The following is a 16,282-nucleotide window of genomic DNA, read 5'->3' as shown; positions in this document are numbered from 1 at the left end:
CTTATCTTACACGTCTGTTGCTCTTGACCTCACGCAGCATCTCCTGGAGTACATCCATGATATCTGTGATCTCCCGGTCATAAATGACACCTTCTACATCTGCCACATCCAGACATGGTTCAAATTTCTTCAGTTCCTCTTCGTAATCGATCATAATTTTTTCCTCCTGATCACAGCCTTGATCTCACCGACCAGATAAAGGGATCCTACACAGAACAGCATTCCATCCTCACCTTTCTCCTTTACTGCCCGTTCAAAAGCTGCTGGAACATCCTCTATTGCTTCCACTTCCGGTACTCCGTCTTCACGGAAGATCTCCGCAAGCTCTTCTACCGGAACTTTGCGGTATCCGCCTACCTGTGTGACGATCACATGTCGAAAACGGATCCTGCTACAGATCGTGCGGATCATATCCGTATAGTCCTTGTCATCCACTGCGGAAAACAGCAGAGTCAGAGGAAATTCCTTCTGGAAATGTTCTGCTGTCTCTACAAACTTCTCAACACCGTCTTCGTTATGTGCGCCATCCACGATCACACCCGGAAGAACCGTTTCCATCCTTCCCTGCCAGCGTGTTTTTGCCATACCAGCCTTCAGAGCCTCCAGAGATACCGGAATCTGATCTTCCAGTACCTGAATGGTTTTCACCGCAAGAGCTGCATTCATAACCTGATAACGGGCGATAAACGGTATATCAAATACGGCATCGCCATATGTCTCGTCCTTAAGAGAAAACCGGATTCCATCCTTTGTGATCTTATGGATCTCTGTGTCTTCCCGTTTCAGCTCATAATATGGACATCCCAGCTTCTCTGCATGCTCACGCATCACTCCGGCTGCATCCGGATCATTTGCATCGTAGATCACCGGAACACCCGGCACCATGATCCCTGCCTTCTCTCCTGCGATCTCGGAAACTGTATTTCCAAGATACTGCATATGATCGAGGCTGATGGATGTGATCACACAGGCTGCCGGATCCTCCACAGCAGTGGTTGCATCCAGACGTCCGCCAAGACCGGTCTCCAGTGTTACATAATCCACGCCGGCTTCTGCAAAGATCACCATTCCCATCAGAAGGAGTGTCTCAAAATAGGTGGGATGATAGCTTCCCTCCGCAACCAGCTCATCGGAAAGCTTCTTAACTTTTTCAAAAGCACGAAGGAAAGTATCGTCATCGATCACTTCCTCGTTGATCTGAAAACGCTCGTTGATCTCCACCAGATGAGGAGATGTAAAAAGTCCGCAGGAATATCCTGCTTCCCGAAGGACCGATGTGATAAAAGCACAGGTACTTCCCTTTCCGTTGGTTCCTGCCACATGGATCACACGGAATTTCCTCTGCGGATCTCCAAGTCTTCTTAAGCATTCTCTGGTATGGTCCAGGCTGTTCTTAGTAGTAAATCTCGGTATATCTTCAATATACGCAACTGCTTCTTCGTAATTCATAAAAAAAACCATCACTTATCTATAATGTATTCGTAAAGAACTTTTGGGGAGAAAAGCTTCTCCCCTCCTGTTCGTTACGATACCATTATATAATAGTGGTGGAAGATGTCCAGTCCTAATCGTAATATTTTATCCGACATTTTTTGTATCGGAGTATCTTTTCTATGCCATTTACTGGTTGTCTGTACTGTTTTCTTCACCGGAATCTTCTGTGGATTCCGTTTCTAACGCTGTATCCGTTTCCTCCATTGACCCTGTATCAGAACTGCCCTTTTCACTGTCAAGTTTCCACTTGCTGTCAGCGAGCAGCGCATAAACCGCCCGGTCATGGCTCTTTGTCATGGCCTTTCTTGTGGAACTGTTGCTTCGCTGCACTACCAAGAGCCGGTCAAAATCATCCAGTTCCTTTCCGGTAATGATCAGCTTGGTAGGATTTACGTAAACCGTATCATACCATTCTCCGTTGATCTTCACCTGGCTGGACGGCGTAAAGTTTGTTCCCTGGATATAATAGGTGTGATCCGTCTCAGACACAACCTGAATGGAATCCAGCGTGGTATCATAGATTCCCATACGCATCTTTGTCCGCTCAAAAGGATTCTCTCCGTCATATGTATACTGCTTTCCGTAGAGAAGATCGTACTGCAGGGTCTCCAGATCCACCTGATAATTTTTGGTGTTTCTTCTTGCCTGATGATACTTGAAAACATTTCCCTCATGGATACCTACACGGTCCATAACCTCTGCTGCCATCTGGTATGCCGCAAGATTTTCTTTCTTTTTCTTAAGTCCGAAATTATCCCACATCACATACTCTGTCTGGAACAGATATTTATTCTCCACATCCTCCACGGTCAGTCCCATGGTCGGCAGATGATCACCATACATGACCAGTACCACATCCTCCGGATAATCTGCCAGCCTGTCAGTCAGCTCTTTGACAAAATTATCCATCTCATGGATCTGATTTACATAATACTCCCACTTATTGTTCAGCTCGTCAGTAGGTGCCCCGGAAACTGTGATCTCCGGATTTTCCAGTACCGGTTCTGAAGGATAATCTCCATGTCCCTGTACGGAAATAGTATATACATAATCAGGCCCTTCTGTGGAATCCAGACACTTGATGATCTCATCGGTGAGGACACTGTCCTTGGTCCAGCCCAACGAGTTCTTCTGGTTTTCATCCTTCATATACTCTGCCGAAGTGAAGGTATCAAATCCCAGATTTGGAAAAATACTTCTTCTTCCGTAGAAATTCGCCTCATTATTATGTACTGCATGAGCAGTATAGCCCAGATTCTTCAGAACATACGGTGCGCTCTCACAGGTAGTTTCCTTAAGGATACTCTTGTAAGGATACTCTCCCGGTCCAAAATAATGAAGGCTCATTCCGGTAATGGATTCAAACTCAGTATTTGCGGTTCCGGCTCCTACGGAAGGCACCTTATAATATCCGGAGGAATACTCCTTCATCAGCTTTCTGAAATTCGGGATAGGATCTTCTGACAGCTCCAGATAATTTACCAGCGTAGGATCAAAAAAGGACTCCAGCTGTAAAAACAGGATATTCGGATGACTGCCTTCTTTCGTTTCCGGAAGATTTTCTTCCGACTTCTCGATCCTTTTGATTTCACTTTTGGAATAGTCTCTCGGAGCACTGATTCCGGTATTAAAGATCGTCGTTGCCAGACAGTAAGGATATCCGTAATCCTCATAAGCTATGGCAATGTTTCCAAAATAATTGGAAAGAACTCTTTTTTCCAGAGCAAGCTGTGTGATTCCTCCAAATGCAAGAACCCCAACCAGGACCAGCGGAATATTCACCTTATATTTCAGCTTGCCTCTGTACTTCGGCGACCTTATCAGGATGATCAGAAGGATCAGAACCGCAATTCCCAGAAGAACTGCACCTATGATCATCTGGGTATGGGTCAGATATTTTTTTGCAATACTGAGACCATCTGTCAGATTCTTCACATCCGGTCCTGTAAACGGTGTGACACGGTTGAGAAGAAGCACACCGTTTACGATTCCCAGAAACAGCCATAAGCTGCCCACAAAGATACGCCAGAAAATTCTCTTTCGGAAGAGATAAACAATCAGCATCGTCGTAAAGATAAACGCTGCATTATAAGCAAATACAAGCGGCTTTGTGGTCATGTAGATCCACGCCTCTGTGAACGAGTGCCTGCATATGGCCTCGATCAAAAAGTACAGGACTGCACAGCCCAGAGCCTGAAGTATCAGCGAAATCTTATTGAAAAAGTTACACCACTTCATTAAAACACTCCTTCGTTATTTCACCATCTGTGTTAACTGCAGGTTCACTTTCTCTTTCATCTCTTTGTATTTCTCAAGTTTCTCCTTCTCTGCCTCTACCTTGGCTGCAGGTGCCTTGTTCACAAAATTCGGATTGTTCAGCATTCCCTCGCAGCGTGCGATCTCTTTTGTAAGTCGCTCCTGCTCTTTTGTGAGACGTTCGATCTCTTTTTCACGGTCGATCAGATCCTCCAGCGGCAGATAAACCACACCGTCTGCCACAACGATGGATACCGCATCCTCACCGATTCCGTTCTTATCCTGCTGTACGTGGATCTCTTTCGCAAACGCAAGGTTTGTAAAGGACTTCTTGCAGGACTCAAAACGTGCACAGCACTCTGCATCCTTGCCTACGATGTAGATATTGGTCTTTCTGTTCTGCGGTACGTTCATCTCGTTTCTGGTGTTACGGATTCCACGTACAACCTCCTGGAAGCTTGAAACTGCTTTCTCAGCATCTGCAAAATCCATCTCGTCTCTGTATACCGGCCAGTCAGAGATCATGATGGACTCTTCATCCGGAAGCAGTGTGCAGTAGATCTCTTCTGTGATAAACGGCATGAACGGATGAAGAAGCTTCAGTCCCTGTGTCAGCACAGTGCGGAGTGTCCACAGTGCATCGTTTGCTGCTGCCGGGTTTTCCTCTGCCTTCCACAGTCTTACCTTTGCCATCTCGATATACCAGTCACAGAGCTCATCCCACAGGAAATCATAGACCTTCTGTACGGCAATTCCAAGCTCATATTTATCCATATTCTCAGTAACATCACGGATCACTGTGTTCAGTCTGGAAAGGATCCATTTATCCTCGTTGCACAGTGCGTTCAGGTCTTCCGGCGCTGTTACTGTCCTGCCCTCCAGGTTCATCATAATGAAACGGGAAGCATTCCAGATCTTATTTGCAAAGTTACGGCTGGATTCTACACGCTCCCAGTAGAAACGCATATCATTTCCAGGTGCATTACCTGTCATCAGTGTCAGACGAAGGGCATCTGCGCCGTATTTGTCGATAACCTCCAGCGGATCGATACCATTTCCAAGAGACTTACTCATCTTACGTCCCTGTGAGTCACGTACCAGACCGTGGATCAGTACATGGTGGAACGGTGTCTCACCGGTCTGCTCCAGTGCGGAGAATACCATACGGATAACCCAGAAGAAGATGATATCATATCCGGTTACCAGAACATCTGTAGGATAGAAATACTCAAGCTCCGGTGTCTTATCCGGCCATCCAAGTGTGGAGAACGGCCACAGTGCGGAACTGAACCAGGTATCCAGAGTGTCCTCATCCTGATGCATATGTGTGCATCCGCATTTCGGGCATTTCTCCGGCATCTCTCTTCCCACCACCATCTCACCGCACTCATCGCAGTAATAAGCCGGGATCCTGTGTCCCCACCAAAGCTGACGGGAAATACACCAGTCACGGATATTCTCCAGCCAGTGCAGGTAAGTCTTGTCAAAACGTGCCGGAACAAACTGAAGGTTTCCGTCGTCCAGAGTTTTGATAGCAGCTTTTGCCATTTCGTCCATTTTTACAAACCACTGTGGTTTGATCATCGGCTCTACCGTTGTACCGCAGCGGTCATGGGTACCAACACTGTGGCTGTGCGGAACAACCTTTACAAGAAGTCCCTGCTCCTTCAGGTCCTCTACCATGGCCTTACGTGCCTCGTAACGGTCCATACCTGCATATTTTCCGCCAAGGCTGTTGATGGTGGCATCATCATTTAAGATGTTGATCTCCTCAAGGTTATGACGGCGTCCAACCTCAAAGTCGTTGGGGTCGTGTGCCGGTGTGATCTTAACGCAGCCTGTTCCGAATTCCTTGTCAACATACTCATCGGCAATAACCGGGATCTCTCTGTCTGTAAGAGGAAGCTTCAGCATCTTTCCTACAAGGTCTTTATATCTTTCATCCTCCGGGTTTACAGCAACTGCTGTATCGCCGAGAAGTGTCTCCGGACGAGTGGTCGCGATCTCAACAAAACGTCCGTCCTCACCTACGATGGGATAATTGATGTGCCAGAAAAATCCGTCCTGGTCTTCATGCACAACCTCTGCATCAGAAATAGAGGTCTGGCATACAGGACACCAGTTGATGATCCTGGAGCCTTTGTAGATATAGCCTTTCTCATAAAGGCGGATAAATACTTCCTGAACAGCCTTGGAGCAGCCCTCATCCATGGTAAAGCGCTCACGCTCCCAGTCTGCAGATGCTCCCAGCTTTTTCAGCTGATTGATGATCTTTCCGCCGTACTCCTCTTTCCATGCCCAGGCATGTTTCATAAATTCGTCACGGCCGATCTCGTTCTTATCAATCCCTTCCTTACGAAGTTTCTCTGTTACCTTAACCTCTGTAGCGATGGCTGCATGGTCAGTTCCCGGCTGCCAGAGAGCCTCATAGCCTTGCATTCTTTTGAAACGGATCAGGATATCCTGCATGGTCTCATCCAGTGCATGTCCCATATGCAGCTGTCCGGTTACATTGGGCGGCGGCATTACAATTGTAAAAGGTTTTTTGTCCGGATTAACTTTTGCATGAAAGTACCCGTTGTCCATCCATTTTTTGTACAGACGATCCTCAATACCCTTGGGATCATAAGTCTTTGCAAGTTCTTTGCTCATGTTTTCCTCCTGAATCTTTTTGGAATCAAGCTGTCTTTCTGACAGTTTTTTCTGATTATGGGAGCTTTGAACGCTCCTGTTCTCTGCAAGAAAAAACACGCCCTCCACACAAAAGCCAATAACTAATGTGCGAAGGGCGATCATTCTCGCGGTACCACCTTCATTATCCGGAAAAAACATCTGTTATTCCCGTCTATCTCTTGTCCCTTAACGCGGGATACGTGAAAACCTACACAGCAGCATCTGCATCTGTTCTGCATTTCTGCTTTCAGTTTCCCGGCTCCTAAGCTACCTTCTGCAGTCCTCCATCTGAAAATGCCTTTCAGCCTGCGCTTCTCTTGCGTCTGTGCATTTCTCTCTGTCAGCGTAGATCTGCATACTCCTCTTATTCAACACCTTTGCCATGTTCCTACTATAATGAAATTTTCTTTTTTTGTCAAGACAGGTATCTATCTTTCTTTTATTGTTTTGTACTCCTTTTCAATACCTGCGATCAGTGTTTTCATTGTATATTCCAGAATTTCATTTCCATATGCTTCCGATGATTCTCGGACCGGATGACGACCTGCAATGCCGATCAGATTACTCTCATCTTCTTTTACCTGTCCAAAGTCAACCAGCTCCGGCCGAACAGCCATTACAATAGAGGTCTCATTTGCTCCGGCATGATCATTCTGATATTTCAGTCTCTCATCATCCGCATAGGTCCATGCTGTCATAATGCACAGTCCGTATTTTTCTTCTGCCTCTTCCTTCATTTCCTGAAATGTATTTGTCGACGGACCGTGTCCATGTCCCACAACGATACGGACTCCTGCTCTGGAAAGCTGGGCAAAAATACTGCGCAGCAGATCCTGAAACAGTCCCTTTTCCATCCAGTAGGCACTGCCCTTCATCTGCTGGGCATAATATGTATTCAATGCGCCCTCTGTATTGATATCCATTCCATAAAATACAGTTCCCCGATCATCAAATAAACGGTCAGGTCCCATGAACAGCATCGGGAGCACTACGCCACCGACTTTTTCTGCTACCCGGACAAACAGTTCTTTTGACTGGATCCCGTCAGCTCCAAGAGGCATATGCGGACCATGCCATTCCAGTGTGCCAAGTGGCAGATAGGCAACCGGCATCTCCTTTATCCTCTGTACACATTCTTCCGGAAGTAATTCCTCGTATAATACTTTTTTCATGATACTCTCCTTATTTTTTTAATTTTTTCACTTTCATAATTTTCGTACTGTTTTTCAGTATTTTCTTCTATTATTCCACGCTCTTCAGTGACTCTACCATATTGATCTTTTTCAGCTTAAAATGCATCACCATATTTACAAACATGGAGAACCCAAAGGTAATGATTCCACTGTAAACAAAGCTTATTGGCTTGATATTTCTTCCGAACATCACCGCATCTACCTCAACGGTTGTGATCACATACCGGTGAAGGAGGATTCCGAACACTGCGCCTGCCAGAATCCCTATGAAGGACAGCAGGATATTTTCCCGGAATACATACTGGGAAACCTCGCCATCATAAAATCCCAGGACCTTCAATGTTGCAAGCTCTCTCTGCCGCTCTGTGATATTGATGTTGTTCAGATTATACAGTACCACAAATGCCAGCATTCCGGCAGAAATGATCAGGACCCAGATCACCGCTCCGAGGGATCCCAGCATTCGCTCTACCTGACCTGCTGTGCTGCTTGTATAGCTGATACTTAAAGCTGCCGGATATTTCAGGATCGCATTTCCAAGAGTCTCCAGATCACTCTCTGCATCTTCTTTCATAGTATATACTGTACTTGAATACTTCGGTTTCTCCCCGAATGTTTTTTCATAGCAGGATGGGGTCATGTAAACGTAATGTCCCATATAGTTCTCTGTGACAGCAGTGATCTTTACTTTATACTTTCTGTTGTCTTTCTCCAGGGTGATCTTGTCTCCTGCTTTCACACCGATAAGAGAAGCCGTTTTTTCACAGATCACCGCTCCATCATCGGTAAGCTCATACTGCTCGTGAGACTTTCGGTCACGTAATGTTACATCCTCTTTAAAATTTTCCGTATTTTCCGGAACATACACATAGATACTGACACTTCCCTTTTCTTTTGGTGCCGTCATCTTGGTGAGCTGCACACGGGTATAGTGATCGATCTCGCTGTTTCCGTCCAGAAATTTCAGAAGATCCTTTTCCTGGCTGTCTGTGGCATCCTCATCATTGATCACCATGGCATCATAGTGCTGGATCTGGTCATACTGGAGAAGCGCAATATCCATAATGGAATCATAAAGTCCGAATCCTACAAGCATCAGTCCCATGCTTCCTGCAATTCCGAAAATGGTCATAAAAAGACGCTTTTTATAACGGAAAAGATTTCGCATGGACGATTTCCAGGAAAAGCTCAGATGCTTCCAGATAAAGCTGATCCGTTCAATAAAGATCCGTTTTCCTTCTTTCGGTGCTGGCGGACGCATCAGAGATGCCGGTGTTTCTGACAGGGTTTTTGCGCAGGAAAACAGTGTAGCGCCCATAGTACAGATCACCGCTGCTCCGGAAGCGATCAGTGCATATTGTAACTCATAATCCAGCTGCATGTGATCGCCAATATTCCAGTACATGATTCCATACGCCTGGATAATGATACACGGAAGAACCTTTTCTCCGAAAAGTACTCCTGCGATACTTCCACCTACGGTAGCCAGAAATGCGTAGCTGAGATACTTTGATGCAATGGATGCTTTTCCGTATCCCAGCGCTTTCATGGTTCCGATCTGGGTTCGCTGTTCCTCCACCATTCGTGTCATCGTGGTAAGACTGATCAGAGCCGCTACAAGGAAGAATATCATCGGGAAAACCTTTCCGATGTTTTTCAGTCGCTCTGCGTTATCACCAAAATCCGAATATTCCGGAAGGTCATTGCGGTCTGAGATGATCCATTCCGGTGTTTCAATATCATCCACCTCTTTCTGGGCATCCTCGATCTTCTGCTGAGCTTCCGCAATTTTGTCATCGGCTTCTTTTTTACCGTCCTGATATTCTTTCTTTCCATCGGAAAGCTTCTTTTTTGCGTCCTCCAGGTCTTTTTTGGCGTCTTTTAATTTCTGTTCGTTTTCTTGGATCTCTTTTTCACCATCCAGGATTTTCTGTTCATTTGCATCCAGTTCAGTCTGACTGCTGGTAAGCTTTTCTGTGTTGGCCTGGATTTCTGCCTGGCCGGCATTTAACTGGGCCTGTTTTTCCTCCAGCTGCTGCCGCCCTGAGCTGAGCTGGACTCTGGCCGAATCCAGCTGACTCTGGCCATCATCCAGAGTTGCCTGGTTTGCCGCAATTTCTTCTTTTGCCGCGGAAAGCTCTGCTTTCTTTGTTTCCAGCTCTTTTTTCCCTTTATCCAGTTCTTCCTGGCCTTCGTTCAGCTGTGCCTCTGTCCCGGAAAGTGTCTCTTCCTGTTCTTCGATCTGGCGGAAGCCCTCATTGATCTGACCTAGGCTGCTCTCCAGTTCAGCTCTTGTCTGGGCCAGCTCTGATTTTTTTGCAGTAAGCTCTGCCTGCGCCCCGTCGATCTGGGCCTGACCGGCATTTATCTGTTCTTCCATTGCACTGATCTGACCATTTAAAGTCTGGATCTGCGTGAAAAGCTCCGCCAGCTCTTCCTCGGTTTTTCCTGCTTCCGCACCGGCGTCATACTGCGCCTGCAGCTCCGCCGCCTGACTGCTTAATGCCTCTTTCTGGCTGGTCAGTTCATCCAGCTGTGCCTGCTGCCCGGAAAGGGCTTCTTCACTGGAACTGATCTGGGATTCGCCCTCGGAAACCTGTACAAGTCCTGCCTCACACTGTTCTTTCTGACTGGTGAGAGCAGCCTTTGTTTCTTTGATCGTATTCTTTCCCGTTTCCAACTGTTCTCTTCCACTGTCAAGCTCAGCCTGTTTACTTTCCAGTGTTTTCTCCGCTTCCCGGAGCTGGACCTCACCGTCACTTACCTGCTGTTTTGCGGCATTCAGCTGTTCATATCCGGCAGTCAGCTCTGCCTGCTTCTCATTTATCTGTGCTTCGGAGTCGGCAAGCTGGGATCTGGCAGAATTTAACTGGGACAGACCGTCTTCCACCTGCTGTTTTGCGCTGTTAAGCTGAGACCATCCATCTTCAATCTGCTTTCTTCCGTCAGCAAGCTGCTGTTTTCCATCGGTCAGCTCCTTTTTTGCATCACTGAGCTGCTGTTTTCCATCTTCGTACTCTTTTTTTCCATCCTCATACTTCTTCTGCCCATCACCCAGCCTTTTCTTCGCGTTTCCAAGTTTTTCCTCTGATTCCTTCTTTCCGTCCTCAAGCTCTTTTCTGGCATCAGCCAGTTTTTCATTGGCTTCTGCGACGATCTCCTCGTAGCGCAGGCTGCACTGTTCTTTTTCGATGCCTTCCACACGTTTCCGGATCTTTTTGATAAGATTGTCGTAGGCATCTGTATAGCTGATCACATCCCCGGATTCATGGACCATAACATAGATCTGGGTAAAAGCCTCCTGATCAAAATCCTCCGGAAGAATATATCCGAAGCCGCTGACCTCACCCGATCCAAGAGTCGTATTTCCTCTGTTAAATGAAATATAAAGAGGGCTGCTTCCGATTCCCACAACTGTATAGGTTGTTTTTTTCAGAAGCTCACTGTTTCCATCCTCACTGACAGATATGGTATCCCCGATTTTGTACCCCCGATTCTTTGCAAATGGCTTGTCCAGAAAAATCTCACCGCTTTTTTTCGGTATCCTTCCTTCATCTGCTGTGAGCAGATTAAAATTGCTGCTGATGGATTCCAGATGAAGAACCTTCCTGGCATCGTCCTCTCCACTCATAACATCCGTAGAGTAACCGCCCTCAGCCAGTTCCACACCGTCAATGTCCGATACTGCTTTTACATCACGCTGCGTCAGTCCCAGGGTTCCCTGGATCTTCAGATCCATCAGCTTTGCTGCTTCATAATAAGCATCTCCGGAATATCTCATATCCGGAGAAGACGCCTGGATCCCGGAAAAAAATGCAACACCCAGTGCCACGATCAGAAAGATCGAGATAAAACGTGCTTTACTTTTCCGGATCTCCATCCAGAAATCTTTGTGTAATGCTTTCATTCCGTCACCTACCATTCAATCTCTTCCACTGGTGTGGGATGTGCATTTTCAGTCATCCTGGAAACCTTGCCGTTTTTGATCTTGATCACACGGTCGGCCATAGGTGTCAATGCAGAGTTGTGAGTAATGACAATAACCGTCATGCCCCGTTCCCTGCAGGTATCCTGAAGGAGCTTCAGGATTGCCTTGCCGGTCTGATAATCCAACGCTCCTGTAGGTTCATCACAGAGCAGAAGCTTTGGATTCTTCGCCAGCGCTCTGGCTATGGAAACTCTCTGCTGCTCACCGCCGGATAACTGTGCCGGAAAATTGGTCAGTCTCTCCTTCAGCCCTACTTCCTCCAGAACTGTCCTGGCATCCAGAGGATCCTTACAGATCTGAAGAGCAAGCTCCACATTCTCCAATGCAGTCAGATTTGGCACCAGATTATAAAACTGGAATACAAATCCAATATCCTCCCGCCGGTATCCGGTCAGCTGCCGGTCTGTATATTTTGCAATATTTTTTCCATCGATCCAGACATTGCCGGATGTGGCCTTATCCATTCCGCCCAGGATATTCAGCACCGTTGTCTTTCCGGCACCGCTTGGTCCTACCACAACCACAAATTCTCCTTTTTTTATCCGGAAGCTGATCTCATCCACAGCTATGATCTTCACTTCTTTTGAGCCATAGATTTTGGATACATTCTCCAGCTTCACATAACCTTCCGTATGCTCCATTCTCATCCTCCTCTTTGCTCTCTCTATAATTTCAGGGGGCTTTTACTTGCCCCCTTTTTATTCCACGCCTCAATATCACAGCTGTTTGGTAATATCCCTTCATCTGTAATCGATATGTCTGTAAATATATTTATAAGTATATCGGTTCTTCATTCAAAATGCAATTTCTACTTATATTTTACAAAGATTTTTCATTCCTGCGCATTTGTATTTTACATTTCTTTTCTATAATACAGACAGATAAAGGAAATCAATATTATGGCTGACTGTTTCTGACAACAGCAGAAGTATAATTCCATCAAAATGGGAGGAATGGATTATGTATAAAACACTGTGGAATCAATTAGCTCAAAATAAAAAAAAGGCCCCTGCACCTGCTGTTTTTCTTGCACTTCTGACAGCTGGATGGAGTGCAGCCGGAATTTTGTCCGGATTACTTGTTTGTCTGGGACTTCAGACAGAACTGATGGTGAAACTGACTGTGATCTTATGTACCGGTGGATACGCCGGATTGATTCCCGGATTCTTCGGTGGAATCTTTTATCTTTACCGAATGGATCTTCGGAAAACTTCTGCGGATCCTGTGGCTGATCCGGAAAAATCTTCTTCTGATCCTGCTTCATTGATCTATTTTCACAATAATTGACAAAAAAAGCAGAACTCTGCCTGGTTGTGCAGGATTCTGCTTTTTTATTGAATATGTGTATTAATTCTGATTACTTTCTTATGGAATCCGCAAGCTTTCTTGCCTCTGCTGTCAGCTCTCTTATTTTGTCAAATATTTTGTCAAATTCTCCTGCCTTCACAAGATCTCCTTTTACCATCCAGCTTCCGCCGCAGCAGAGGATTTTGTCACAGAAAAGATAGTCCTCAAGGTTTTTCGCATTGATCCCGCCGGTAGGCATAAAACGGATTCCTGTATAAGGAGCTGCCATAGCCTTGATCATTGAAATTCCACCTGCCGGTTCTGCCGGGAAGAATTTTACTACCTTAAGGCCTCTTTTCACTGCTTGTGCAACCAAAGAATCCTGATTACAGAAAAAAATTCCTGATCTGTCGGACAGCATTCATTACGGATGCTGTCCGATCTTCCAGAAATCTTTCTTCAAATACATTTTAATTATCTTCACTGTCTTCAGCTAGTAAAATAAGCCCTGGAAAGATAAATTTCCAGGGCTTTCTAAGAGGTGCCACCCGGATTTGAACCGGGGATAGAGGTGTTGCAGACCTTTGCCTTACCACTTGGCTATGGCACCATGCTCCCCCTGTTGGACTCGAACCAACGACACTGCGGTTAACAGCCGCATGCTCTACCGACTGAGCTAAGGAGGAATATTTAATTTAAGGATTATACCTTAAAAACTACATACATGCTTGTTGATCGTTAATCAAACTCTTTGAATCAATTCTAACCTGCGTACCGATACTCCAGCGGTAGTCATCTCACGACTCCGTCGTTCGATGTCATTTGCTTCGCAAATGTCCAGGAACCATCAGGAATGCTTCTCCACAAGCAAGCTTGTTCCGATCCATTCCTGCTGTTTCCTGCCCGCTTCCTCGGCTTGTTGGTCAAGCCCTCACCCGATTAGTAACAGTCAGCTCCATGTGTTACCACACTTCCACCCCTGCCCTATCTACCTCGTCGTCTTCAAGGGGGTTTACTTCATAAGAATGGGATATCTCATCTTGAGGGGGGCTTCACGCTTAGATGCCTTCAGCGTTTATCCCTTCCGGACTTGGCTACCCGGCCATGGCTTTGGCAAGCCAACCGGTCCACCAGCGGTCCGTCCATCCCGGTCCTCTCGTACTAAGGACAGCTCCTCTCAGATATCCTGCGCCCACGCCGGATAGGGACCGAACTGTCTCACGACGTTCTGAACCCAGCTCGCGTACCGCTTTAATGGGCGAACAGCCCAACCCTTGGGACCTACTACAGCCCCAGGATGCGATGAGCCGACATCGAGGTGCCAAACCACTCCGTCGATGTGAACTCTTGGGAGTGATAAGCCTGTTATCCCCAGGGTAGCTTTTATCCGTTGAGCGATGGCATTCCCACTTAATACCACCGGATCACTAAGCCCTACTTTCGTACCTGCTCCACCCGTCGGTGTCGCAGTCAAGCTCCCTTCTGCCTTTGCACTCTTCGAATGGTTTCCGTCCATTCTGAGGGAACCTTTGGGCGCCTCCGATACCCTTTCGGAGGCGACCGCCCCAGTCAAACTCCCCGCCTGGCATTGTCCCACCGCCGGCTAACGGCGGCTGGTTAGAAGCCCAATATCACAAGGGTGGTATCCCAACAGCGGCTCCGCGGCAACTGACGCTACCGTTTCTCAGCCTCCCACCTATCCTGTACATGCAACACCGGACCCCAGTGCCAAACTGGAGTAAAGCTCCATGGGGTCTTTCCGTCCTGGCGCGGGTAGCCAGCATCTTCACTGGCACTTCAATTTCACCGGATGTATTGCCGAGACAGCGCTCAAATCATTACGCCTTTCGTGCGGGTCGGAACTTACCCGACAAGGAATTTCGCTACCTTAGGACCGTTATAGTTACGGCCGCCGTTTACTGGGGCTTAAATTCAAAGCTTCGCGTTACCGCTAACCTCTCCTCTTAACCTTCCAGCACCGGGCAGGCGTCAGCCCATATACCTCACCTTTCGGTTTCGCATAGACCTGTGTTTTTGCTAAACAGTTGCTTGAGCCTATTCTCTGCGGCCTGCTCCCGCAGGCACCCCTTCTCCCTAAGTTACGGGGCCATTTTGCCGAGTTCCTTGGCAATACTTCTTCCGCCGGCCTTAGGATTCTCTCCTCATCCACCTGTGTCGGTTTACGGTACGGGTACAATATGAACGATAGCGGCTTTTCTTGACGCATGGCTCACGGGCTTCGCTACTAAATTTCGCTCCACATCACGTCTTCCCATTGCATGGCGGATTTTCCTACCATACTGGTACCTCGCTTGTACCGGGCTTTCCATTCCCGGCTCCCGCTCTCCTTACGTGTCCCCACAGTTCTGTCATACTGCAGTACAGGAATATCAACCTGTTGTCCATCGGCTACGGCTCTCGCCCTCACCTTAGGTCCCGACTCACCCAGGGCAGATCAGCTTTACCCTGGAAACCTTGGATATTCGGCCTAGAGGATTCCCACCTCTATCTCGCTACTCATTCCGGCATTCTCTCTTCTATATAGTCCACAGCTCCTTACGGTACTGCTTCTTCCCATATACAATGCTCCTCTACCAATCTTTTCAGATTCCTTAGTTTCGGTGGCGCGTTTCAGCCCCGGACATTTTCGGCGCAGGACCTCTCGACCAGTGAGCTATTACGCACTCTTTGAATGTATGGCTGCTTCTGAGCCAACATCCTGGTTGTCTTCGAAATCCCACATCCTTTTCCACTTAACGCGCACTTTGGGACCTTAACTGTAGGTCTGGGCTCTTTCCCTTTTGACCGCCCAACTTATCTCGTGCAGTCTGACTCCCGGTGATATCTACACGGCATTCGGAGTTTGATATTCTTCGGTAGGCTTTGACGCCCCCTAGGAAATTCAGTGCTCTACCTCCGCAAGACTCACACCGAGGCTAGCCCTAAAGCTATTTCGAGGAGAACCAGCTATCTCCGGGTTCGATTGGAATTTCTCCCCTATCCACACCTCATCCCCACCCTTTTCAACGGATGTGGGTTCGGTCCTCCACTACCTCTTACGGCAGCTTCAACCTGGACATGGATAGATCACCCGGTTTCGGGTCTACTCCTACTGACTCTGGCCCTCTTAAGACTTGGTTTCCCTACGGCTCCACACCTGAAGTGCTTAACCTTGCCAGTAAGCGTAACTCGCCGGACCGTTCTACAAAAAGTACGCGGTCGTGCTCATAAGGCACTCCCACAGCTTGTAGACACAGGGTTTCAGGTTCTCTTTCACTCCCCTCCCGGGGTCCTTTTCACCTTTCCTTCACAGTACTATGCGCTATCGGTCACTAAGTAGTATTTAGCCTTAGGGGGTGGTCCCCCTTACTTCCCACAAGGTTCCTCGTGT

General features: G+C 47.2%; 8 protein-coding genes, 2 tRNA genes, 1 rRNA gene and 1 pseudogene (1 of these 12 only partly in view). 1 reads left to right on the top strand and 11 read right to left on the bottom strand.

Annotated features, from left to right (window positions below; all coding sequences use genetic code 11):
- Nucleotide 1 precedes the first annotated feature (1 nt).
- The 7 genes from V9W66_RS14185 to V9W66_RS14155 all read right to left on the bottom strand — a co-directional run bounded on the left by V9W66_RS14185 (nt 2) and on the right by V9W66_RS14155 (nt 12,245).
- Nucleotides 2-154, bottom strand: a complete 153-nt coding sequence (locus V9W66_RS14185; protein WP_015526890.1) for a hypothetical protein — start codon at nt 152-154, stop codon at nt 2-4.
- Nucleotides 151-1,449, bottom strand: a complete 1,299-nt coding sequence (locus V9W66_RS14180; protein ID WP_144094301.1) for a bifunctional folylpolyglutamate synthase/dihydrofolate synthase — start codon at nt 1,447-1,449, stop codon at nt 151-153. Before V9W66_RS14180 ends, V9W66_RS14185 begins: the two co-directional genes overlap by 4 nt.
- A gap of 171 nt (nt 1,450-1,620) precedes the next feature.
- Complete coding sequence (locus tag V9W66_RS14175; RefSeq protein WP_144094302.1) at nt 1,621-3,732, bottom strand: LTA synthase family protein; 2,112 nt, start codon at nt 3,730-3,732, stop codon at nt 1,621-1,623.
- A 15-nt stretch (nt 3,733-3,747) separates the two neighbouring features.
- The gene (locus tag V9W66_RS14170; protein ID WP_144094303.1) at nt 3,748-6,402 is read right to left on the bottom strand and encodes a valine--tRNA ligase; all 2,655 of its coding nucleotides are present in this window, start codon (nt 6,400-6,402) and stop codon (nt 3,748-3,750) included.
- Nucleotides 6,403-6,851: 449 nt separating this feature from the next.
- Nucleotides 6,852-7,595, bottom strand: coding sequence for a creatininase family protein (locus V9W66_RS14165; RefSeq protein ID WP_119240640.1), 744 nt, complete (start codon nt 7,593-7,595; stop codon nt 6,852-6,854).
- Nucleotides 7,596-7,665: 70 nt separating this feature from the next.
- Nucleotides 7,666-11,523, bottom strand: a complete 3,858-nt coding sequence (locus tag V9W66_RS14160) for an FtsX-like permease family protein (protein ID WP_243121752.1) — start codon at nt 11,521-11,523, stop codon at nt 7,666-7,668.
- Between the two features lie 8 nt (nt 11,524-11,531).
- Nucleotides 11,532-12,245, bottom strand: coding sequence for an ABC transporter ATP-binding protein (locus V9W66_RS14155; RefSeq protein WP_144094305.1), 714 nt, complete (start codon nt 12,243-12,245; stop codon nt 11,532-11,534).
- A gap of 319 nt (nt 12,246-12,564) precedes the next feature.
- On the opposite strand from V9W66_RS14155, the gene V9W66_RS14150 reads away from it, so the two are divergent.
- Nucleotides 12,565-12,891, top strand: coding sequence for a hypothetical protein (locus tag V9W66_RS14150; protein ID WP_144094306.1), 327 nt, complete (start codon nt 12,565-12,567; stop codon nt 12,889-12,891).
- A 70-nt stretch (nt 12,892-12,961) separates the two neighbouring features.
- On the opposite strand, the pseudogene V9W66_RS14145 reads toward V9W66_RS14150, so the two are convergent.
- The 4 genes and pseudogenes from V9W66_RS14145 to V9W66_RS14130 all read right to left on the bottom strand — a co-directional run.
- Nucleotides 12,962-13,282 (bottom strand): annotated as a pseudogene (locus V9W66_RS14145) (bifunctional 4-hydroxy-2-oxoglutarate aldolase/2-dehydro-3-deoxy-phosphogluconate aldolase); the annotation flags it as partial.
- A 148-nt stretch (nt 13,283-13,430) separates the two neighbouring features.
- A tRNA-Cys gene (locus V9W66_RS14140) sits at nt 13,431-13,501 on the bottom strand.
- 3 nt (nt 13,502-13,504) lie between these two features.
- A tRNA-Asn gene (locus tag V9W66_RS14135) sits at nt 13,505-13,577 on the bottom strand.
- A 233-nt stretch (nt 13,578-13,810) separates the two neighbouring features.
- Nucleotides 13,811-16,282, bottom strand: a 23S ribosomal RNA gene (locus tag V9W66_RS14130) (it continues 415 nt past the right edge of the window).

The organism is Blautia massiliensis (ex Durand et al. 2017), assembly GCF_051861785.1.
In the GTDB taxonomy this organism is placed as follows: domain Bacteria; phylum Bacillota; class Clostridia; order Lachnospirales; family Lachnospiraceae; genus Blautia_A; species Blautia_A luti_A.
The sequence above is the reverse complement of the archived record's forward strand: the minus strand, read 5'-3'. Positions and strand labels throughout refer to the sequence as shown.